General features: G+C 69.8%; 8 protein-coding genes and 1 pseudogene. 8 read left to right on the top strand and 1 reads right to left on the bottom strand.

The features are described from left to right. The 8 genes and pseudogenes from gid to VF697_RS30335 all read left to right on the top strand — a co-directional run. Positions 1–283: pseudogene (gid, locus tag VF697_RS30370) on the top strand (methylenetetrahydrofolate--tRNA-(uracil(54)-C(5))-methyltransferase (FADH(2)-oxidizing) TrmFO); the annotation flags it as partial. Then, complete coding sequence (locus tag VF697_RS30365; RefSeq protein ID WP_331100378.1) at positions 280–1884, top strand: gliding motility protein; 1605 nt, start codon at positions 280–282, stop codon at positions 1882–1884. The pseudogene gid and the gene VF697_RS30365, both read left to right, overlap by 4 nt. Positions 1885–1927: 43 nt before the next feature. Further along, positions 1928–2836 (top strand): tyrosine recombinase XerC, encoded by a 909-nt coding sequence (locus VF697_RS30360; RefSeq protein WP_331100377.1) that lies wholly within the window; start codon positions 1928–1930, stop codon positions 2834–2836. 91 nt (positions 2837–2927) lie between these two features. Continuing rightward, complete coding sequence (locus VF697_RS30355; protein ID WP_331100375.1) at positions 2928–3413, top strand: hypothetical protein; 486 nt, start codon at positions 2928–2930, stop codon at positions 3411–3413. Positions 3414–3497: 84 nt separating this feature from the next. Next, complete coding sequence (hslV, locus tag VF697_RS30350) at positions 3498–4025, top strand: ATP-dependent protease subunit HslV (protein WP_331100373.1); 528 nt, start codon at positions 3498–3500, stop codon at positions 4023–4025. 11 nt (positions 4026–4036) lie between these two features. Continuing rightward, a complete protein-coding gene (gene hslU / locus VF697_RS30345) occupies positions 4037–5434 on the top strand; it encodes an ATP-dependent protease ATPase subunit HslU (protein WP_331100371.1) in 1398 nt (465 codons plus the stop codon). Between the two features lie 40 nt (positions 5435–5474). Beyond that, on the top strand, positions 5475–6713 hold the full coding sequence (locus tag VF697_RS30340) for an acetylornithine transaminase (RefSeq protein ID WP_331100380.1): 1239 nt from the start codon (positions 5475–5477) through the stop codon (positions 6711–6713). A gap of 230 nt (positions 6714–6943) precedes the next feature. Continuing rightward, positions 6944–7843: a hypothetical protein gene (locus VF697_RS30335; protein WP_331100369.1), complete on the top strand. Its 900-nt coding sequence runs from the start codon at positions 6944–6946 to the stop codon at positions 7841–7843. On the opposite strand, the gene VF697_RS30330 is transcribed toward VF697_RS30335, so the two are convergent. After that, on the bottom strand, positions 7840–8340 hold a 501-nt coding region (locus VF697_RS30330; RefSeq protein ID WP_331100366.1), incomplete at its 5' end, for a hypothetical protein. The two genes, VF697_RS30335 and VF697_RS30330, sit on opposite strands and share 4 nt — an antisense overlap.

Here is an 8340-nt window from a genome sequence, read left to right as displayed (position 1 = left end):
CCTGACGGCGCTGGCGGTGTACGCGCGGCTGACGGGACAGGAGTTCGTCCCGCCGCCGGCCACCACGGCGATGGGGTCGCTCTACCGGCACGTGACGGGCGAGGCGCACCCGGCGGACTACGACTACCAGCCCACCAACGTCATCTTCGGGCTGTTCCCGCCGCTGCCGGGGCGGGTGAAGAAGGCGGACAAGCGGGCGCGCTACGCGGAGCGGGCACGGGCGGACCTCGCCACGTGGCTGCCGAGCGTGCCGCCCGCCAAGGAGCTCCAGAGGACCGCATGATGCTTCGACGAACCGTGGTGGCGGGCGCGTTGATGGCGCTCGCGCTGGTGGGCTGCAAGCGCGGCGACGCGAAGGGGAGTGAAGGGAAGGGGAGCGCCCGGGCCGGAGCGGCCGTGGGCGGGCAGGGCGTGATGCTGGCCGAGGGCCCGGCGGAGGACCTGCGCATCACCGAGGACGGGCAGTTCGCCACGTACCTGCAGAAGACGCACAAGCCGACGGTGGAGGGCATTCCTCCGCAGATGCGACTGGGCACGCTGTACGTGGTGCCGGTGGCGGGCGGCGTGCCGCGCAGGCTGGGCGACGGCGTGACCAACGTGCCCGGCGGCCTGCTCTTCACCCCGGACTCGAAGCACGTGGTGTACCTCACCGGGTACAACCTGGCGAACCAGTCCGGCGCGCTGCACGTGCTGGCGCTCACCGAGCCCACCGCCGAGCCCCAGAAGCTCGGCGACGCGGTGTCGTACTTCCTGCCGAGCCCGGACGGGACGAAGCTGGCCTTCGTGGACGGCGGGGTGCTGAAGCTGGGTGCGCTGCCGGCGGGCCCCTTCCGGCAGGTGGCGGGCGAGGTGTCCACGGCGGGCTTCTCGCCGGACGGCACGATGCTGTTCATCAAGCGCAAGCTGGCGGCGGCTGGCGGGCTGCTGGCGATCGCGGTGGAGGGTGAGCCGGGCAAGCAGGCCGAGCCGCGCAAGCTGGCGGACCAGGTGGGCGACTACGTGCTGTCGCCGGACTCCAAGCGCGTGGCGTACCAGGTGCGCAGCACGGCGGTGCCCGGCACCTATGACCTGTACGTGGCGGAGCTGCCGGCGCTGACGGGCCGGAAGGTGGCCACGGGGACGTCGGCGTTCGCCTTCTCGCCGGACTCGCGGTGGCTGGCGCGCACCGAGGGCTCGAAGCCGGAGCTGCTGGGCGACCTGTTCGTGGGCCCGGCCTCGGGCGAGCCGGGACGCAAGGTGGGCGAGCGCGTGAAGGATCCCTCCTTCTCGCCGGACTCGAAGGCGCTGGGCTTCCTGGCGAAGTACGACCTGCCGGCGGGCGCGGGGCTGATGGGCGTGGTGACGCTGCCGGACGGCGAGCCGAAGCTGGTGGGCAGCCGCGTGCCCAACTTCGTCTGGGGCAAGGATGGCACGCACGTGGCGTTCCTCTCGCGCTTCCTCAAGCCCATCTACTCGGTGGACCTGATGCTCTACCGGGTGGGCGCGGAGAAGGCGGAGAAGGCCCACCCGGGCGTCTTCGGCTACGGCTTCACCCCGGAGAGCAAGGCCCTCATCTTCCGCTCGAACTGCATCCGCGAGGGCCGCTCGTGCGACTTCAAGGCCCTGGACCTGCCCTTGGCCGAGCAGGCCCAGCCGCGCACGTGGATGCAGGGCATCTTCAGCTACAAGCTGTCCGGGGACGGCAATCGGGTGCTGGCCACCTCGGCGCGGATCGACTCGGACGCCTACGACGTGGCCGTGTACGACGTGAAGACGCAGGCGCGGAAGACGCTCGACCAGGGCGTGCAGGTGCCGGCGTACTTCGCGGGCCCAGAGGACTCGCTGGCCGTGTACATCCTGAAGGGCTCGAACGCCGGCGTGTACGTGGCGCCTGCGAAGCCGTGAGAAGCTTGCGGGCGGCCCAGGGACGTCTACGCTGGAGCCGCCCATGAGCAAGGAGCCGCTGTCGCCGCTGCTGGAAAAGTTCCGCGTCCATCTCGAAGACGAGAAGGGCGCGAGCCCGCACACCGTGCGCAACTACATGATCGACCTGGTGGACTTCGAGCGCTACCTCGTCGAGCGCATGAAGCTGTCGCTGCTGGCGGCCTCGCACGCGGCCATCCGTGGCTACCTCGGCACGCTGGCGGTGGAGCACGCGGCGTCCAGCCGCTCGCGGCGGCTCGCGAGCATCAAGAGCTTCTACAAGTACCTCGTGCGGCAGAAGCTGCTGCCGGGCAGCCCGGCCAAGCTGGTGAAGAGCCCCAAGCTGCCCAAGAGCCTGCCCAAGGTGCTCCCCGTCGACGAGATGTTCGCCATCCTGGAGATGCCGTCGCAGAAGACGGTGCTGGGCCTGCGGGACAAGGCCATCCTGGAGATGCTCTACGGCGGCGGCCTGCGTATCAGCGAGCTGTGCGGGCTGAACCTGCTGGACGTGGACCGCGGTGGGCGCATCGTCCGGGTGATGGGCAAGGGCAGCAAGGAGCGCCTCGTGCCGGTGAACGCGCAGGCCATCCGCGCGCTGGAGGCGTACCTGGCGCGCCGGGGCGAGCTGCTCGCGGAGCCTCGGCCGAAGCAGGACGCGGACGCGGTGTTCCTCAACTACCAGGGCGGCCGGCTGACGCCGCGCAGCATCGGCAGGCACCTGGACACGTACGTGCTGCAGTGCGCGCTGCAGCGCAAGGTGAGCCCGCACGCGCTGCGCCACTCGTTCGCCACGCACCTGCTCGGGGGCGGGGCGGACATCCGCAGCATCCAGGAGCTGCTGGGCCACGCGAGCCTCTCCACCACGCAGCGGTATACGCACGTGAGCTGGGAGCAGCTCCAGGCCGTCTACGACGCGGCACACCCCCGGGCCTGATGCCGCGAGGGGAGCGGCCTGCCCTCTGGGCGAACAATCGCCAGGGGTGGAGCACGAGAGAACTGGCGCCCGCTGAAGGAGGACGTTACCCGTGAAACCCATGGAGCCCACCCCCCCCGCCGCCGTGGCCACCTGCCTGCTCTGTGGTGCTGGAGCAGCTCCCGCCCTGTACCTGCCTCGTTTCGATGGCTCCGCATGCCAGTCATGCATCCGGCGCGTGGGCCACCTGCTGGTGACGGCCCCCCTGAAGCTGACGGACATCTGGCCGCTCCTCTCCGAGGAGGAGGACGAGCTCGAGCCGGAGCCCTCGGTGCAGAAATCGGACGGGACCACGGTGGAACTGCGCCAGCTCACCGCGGAGATGAAGCGCGACCTGTCCGTGGAGGACCGCGTGAAGCTCGCCGAGCTGTACGGCGACATCGGCCTGATGCGTGAGCAGCTCGAGGAGTGTGGTCGGGTGCTCGCCGCCGCACCCGCCGTGGAGCTCGCCCAGCGTGCGCTCGACATCCTCTTCTCGCCCGAGCTGTGCTCGCCACGCGGGCTCGAGGATCTGCGCGGGCAGTTGTTCCCGGCCTGAATCCGTTCCCGGGGAAGGTGCGGGGGCGAACAGGCAGTCCGTGAATCATGGAAACGCCCGCTTGCCCTTGTTAAACCCCCAGCCATGTTCCACGGCACCACCATCCTCTGCGTGCGCCGAGAGGGAAGAGTCGTCATCGCGGGTGACGGTCAGGTCAGTCTCGACAAGACCATCATGAAGAACACCGCGAAGAAGGTCCGCCGCATCGGTGACGGCTCCGTCCTCGCCGGCTTCGCGGGCAGCACCGCCGACGCCTTCACCCTCTTCGAGCGCTTCGAAGCCCGTCTCAAGGAGCACCAGAAGAACCTGGCCCGCGCCTGCGTGGAGCTCGGGAAGGACTGGCGCACCGATCGTTTCCTCCGCCGGCTGGAGGCCCTGCTCGTCGTCGCCGACCGCGAGAAGACCTTCATCCTCTCCGGCGCGGGCGACGTCATCGAGCCCGACTACGGCATCGCCGCCGTGGGCAGCGGTGGCTCGTTCGCGCTCGCCGCCGCCCGCGCCCTCATGGCGCACACGCAGCTGCCCGCGCGCGACGTGGCCACGCACGCCATGCAGATCGCCGCCGACATCTGCGTCTACACCAACTCCAACGTCACCATCGAAGAGCTCTGAGGGACTTCACCGTGAGCAACCCACGCAAGATCCCCGCCTTCACCCCCCGCGAGGTGGTGGGCGAGCTGGACCGCTACATCGTCGGACAGAACGCCGCCAAGCGCGCCGTGGCCATCGCCCTGCGCAACCGCTGGCGCCGCCAGCAGGTCCCCGAGGACCTGCGCGATGAGATCCACCCCAAGAACATCATCATGATCGGCCCCACCGGCGTGGGGAAGACGGAGATCGCCCGCCGGCTGGCGAAGCTCGCCCAGGCCCCCTTCGTCAAGGTGGAGGCCTCCAAGTTCACCGAGGTCGGCTACGTGGGCCGCGATGTCGAGTCCATGGTGCGCGACCTCGTCGAGGCCGCCATCGCGCTCGTGCGGGACGAGGAGGTGGAGAAGGTGCGCGCCCGCGCCCTGGAGATCGCCGAGGACCGGCTGGCCCAGCTCCTCAACGGGCAGGCCCCCTCGCGTCCGTCCGGGGGACTCGGCTTCATGGCGCCCCCACCGACTCCCGCCGCGCCCCGCCTCGGGGACATGGAGCGCGAGAAGCTCCGGGCCCAGCTGCGCGCCGGCACGCTCGACGACCAGGAGGTGGAGCTGGAGACCTCCGAGAGCGGCGCTCCCACCTTCCTGCGCAACTTCTCCGGCCAGGGCATGGAGGAGATCGGCGTCAACCTGCAGGATCTCTTCAAGAACATGCCGGGCATGAGCCGCACCCGGAAGCGCAAGGTGCGTGCCCCCGAGGCCCTGAAGCTGCTGGAGCAGGAGGAGGCCGCGCGGCTGGTGGACAACGACCGCGTCACCCGCGAGGCGCTCGTGCGCGCCGAGACCAGCGGCATCATCTTCATCGATGAGATCGACAAGATCGCCAGCCGCGAGGGGGGCGGGAAGGGTGGCGGCCCGGACGTGTCCCGCGAGGGCGTCCAGCGCGACATCCTCCCCATCGTCGAGGGCTCCACCGTCAACACCAAGTACGGGCAGGTGAAGACGGACCACATGCTCTTCGTCGCCGCGGGGGCCTTCCACGTCTCCAAGCCGAGCGACCTCATCCCCGAGTTGCAGGGCCGCTTCCCCATCCGCGTGGAGCTGGAGCCGCTCAGCGGCGAGGACCTGGTGCGCATCCTCCGCGAGCCTCGCAACTCGCTCATCCGCCAGTACACCGCGCTGCTGTCCACGGAGGGAGTACGGTTGAACTTCTCCGATGACGCCATCACGGAGATCGCCCGCATTGCGCAATCTGTCAACGAGCGCACCGAAAACATCGGTGCGCGGCGGTTGCACACGGAGCTGGAGCGGCTGCTCGATGAGGTATCCTTCTCCGCGAGTGAGCAGGGCCCCCGGGACCTGCAGATCGATGCCACCTACGTGCGCGAGCGCCTGGCCGCGGTCGTCCAGGACGAGGACCTGTCGCGCTACATTCTCTAGTTCACCGAGGGAGCGAACCACCGTGCCCCAGACCCCGACCATGACCACCGCGAAGACCGAGACCCTTCCCCAGACCTCTCCCACCACTGGCAAGAGCGAGCAGTGGATGGAGAAGGCCAAGGCCCACCTGCTGCAGAACTACAAGCAGCAGCCCCTCGTGCTCGAGCGCGGGCTGGGCTCGCGCGTCTGGGACGCGGATGGCCGCGAGTACCTGGACCTGCTCGGCGGCATCGCCACGTGCGCGCTCGGCCACTGCCACCCGGAGGTGGTGGTCGCGGTGCGCGCCCAGCTCGAGAAGCTCTGGCACGTCTCCAACGTCTTCTACTCGGAGCCGCAGATCGACCTGGCCGCCCGGCTCACCGCCGCCTCGGGCCTGCAGCGCGCCTTCTTCTGCAACTCGGGCGCGGAGGCCAACGAGGCCCTCATCAAGCTGGCCCGCAAGGTCCAGAAGGACCGCGGCCACGCCGACCGCTACGAGATCATCACCTTCCAGAACTCCTTCCACGGGCGCACGCTGGCCACCGTCACCGCCACCGGTCAGACCAAGTACCAGAAGGGCTTCGAGCCCCTGCCGGCCGGCTTCACCCACGTGCCCTACGGGGACCTGGACGCGGTGCGCAAGGCGGTGAACCCGCACACCGCCGCCATCCTCGTGGAGCCCATCCAGGGCGAGGGCGGCGTGCGCGTGGCGCCCGTGGGCTTCCTCAAGGGCCTGCGCGCCCTGTGCGACGAGCAGGGCCTGCTGCTGCTCGTGGATGAGATCCAGACCGGCATGGGCCGCACCGGCAAGATGTTCGCCTACCAGCACGACGACATCCGCCCGGACGGCATCAGCCTGGCCAAGTCGCTCGGCAACGGCCTGCCCATTGGCGCCATGCTGTGCACCGAGGAGGCCGGCAAGAGCCTCGTGGCGGGCACCCACGGCTCCACCTTCGGCGGCAACCTCATCACCGCGACCGCCGCCAACGTCGTCGTCCGCAAGGTGACCGAGCCCCAGATGCTCAAGGACGTGGCGCAGAAGGGCGAGTACTTCCTGTCCCGCCTCCGGGAGCTGCAGGCCCGCATGCCCACCGTCGTCAAGGAGGTGCGGGGCCGCGGTCTGCTGATCGGCGTGGAGCTCTTCCAGGACTCCGCCGCCTTCATCGCCAAGTGCCGTGAGTTCGGCCTGCTGTGCAACGCGGCCGGCGAGAAGACGATCCGCTTCGCCCCCGCCTACGTCGTCTCGCACGACGAGATCGACCAGGGCGTGCGCATCCTCGAGCGCGCGCTGAAGGCCTGAGCACCGCCCGCTCCCTGGGGCGCACTCTCACTTCCTGGGAGTGCGCCTCGGCGGCGAGTGTTCTCTCCGAATCTCGAAATTCGAGAAGTCGGTTGGCGTCTGAACGGTTGCTTCTCCTCTGAAAAACTACGCCAATAGTGTTTGACGCAGTCGGGTGAGGGACTTAGGATTTTGCGCAAGTTGAAGCGCTTTCCTGAGTTCCCCCGAAAGGGCTCCGTTCTGGAGGTCCGATGATCGCGCCACAAGCCGCCATTGGAATCGACCCGGGCCCGAGTCATGACGTCCTCCGAGCCAATCAGCTCATCGAGGCGGGCCTCTGGCTGCGCCTGGGGGGCGACGACGAGGGCGCCCGGCGCCTGTTCATGCGCGCCCTGGCTCACGATCCGACCAACCGCCGGGCGCAGGAGTGGCTCGCGAAGAGCAGCGCGGCCCGCGCCTCCGCGCCCGTGCCCGCGGTGCGCCCCATGTCCATCTCCCTCATGCCTTCGCCCCAGCCCCAGGCGGAGGTGAGCATCGTCCTGCTGGACGAGGAGGCGGTGGGCGAGGGCTCCGGCGTCTCCGTGCAGGGCAGCCACATCACCGCCGACGTGCTGAACTTCCTCGCCGAGGACGACGCCGAGGCCGTGCAGCCGCCGGTGGCGGTGAAGCCGGTCGCGCCCGCTCGGCCCGCGGCGACGAAGGCGCTCACGCCCGTGCCGTCGGTGCTGCCGGTGTACGTGCCGCGGCCCGCGCCCCAGGCGGCCCCGCGCCAGGGGGTGCCCACGCTGCTGCTCGGCGTAGAGGATCTGCTCGCGCTGGGAGACGTGTCGAGTGCGATGGATCTGCTGCGCAAGGCCGAGGAACTCGCCCCGGGCGACCCGAGGCTGGCGGTGGCCCGCGAGCGCTGCGTGCGCGAGCAGCAGGCGGCGCTGGAGGCGAAGCTGGGAGACCTCAAGCGCGTGCCCACGGTGCGGATGTCGCCCAAGGAGCTGATGCAGCTCAAGCTGGATCCGCGCGCGGGCTTCGTGCTGTCGCGGCTGGACGGGAGGATGAGCTGCGAGGCCCTCTTCTCCGTGTCCGGCATGCCCCGGCTGGACACGCTGCGCGTCCTGGTCCAGCTGCTGGACCAGGACGTCATCACGCTGCGCTAGTTGTTGTAGCGCAGCACCCGGAAGCCGAAGCCGCCCGTCTCGCCGTTGGGCGCGTAGAAGGCGATGTAGAGCGTGGTGGTGGTGGCCGCCACGATCTCCACGGGCGAATTCCTCGCGGTGAGGAACGGCTCCTTCGTGTTCTCGCGGGTGAAGCCGGCCAGCGCGGGGACGAAGCGGCTGGTGTCGAACTCGATGCGGTACCTGGTGCCCTGGGTGACGGCGAGGGCGATCCAGTCCTCGTCCTGCGCGTACTGGAGGTTGCCGGTGCGGTTGGTCGGGTTCTGGGTGCCGACCACGTCCGGGACGAGGGTGGTGGCCTCGCCCGAGGTGTCGCCGTAGTCATCCTGGCCCAGCGAGACGACGTTGAGCGAGTAGGCGCCGGTGGCGGCGGACGGGTCCACGGGCGAGTGGCTCACGCGCACGTAGTAGGGCGCGGTGGCGCGGGCCTTGAAGGCCGCCTGGGCCTTGGGACGGCCGTCCTGGGAGAGCATCCAGAC

It is taken from the genome of Archangium sp., assembly GCF_036388035.1.
Taxonomy (GTDB): domain Bacteria; phylum Myxococcota; class Myxococcia; order Myxococcales; family Myxococcaceae; genus Archangium.
Note: the sequence above shows the minus strand (reverse complement) of the source record. Positions and strands in the feature narration are given on the sequence as shown.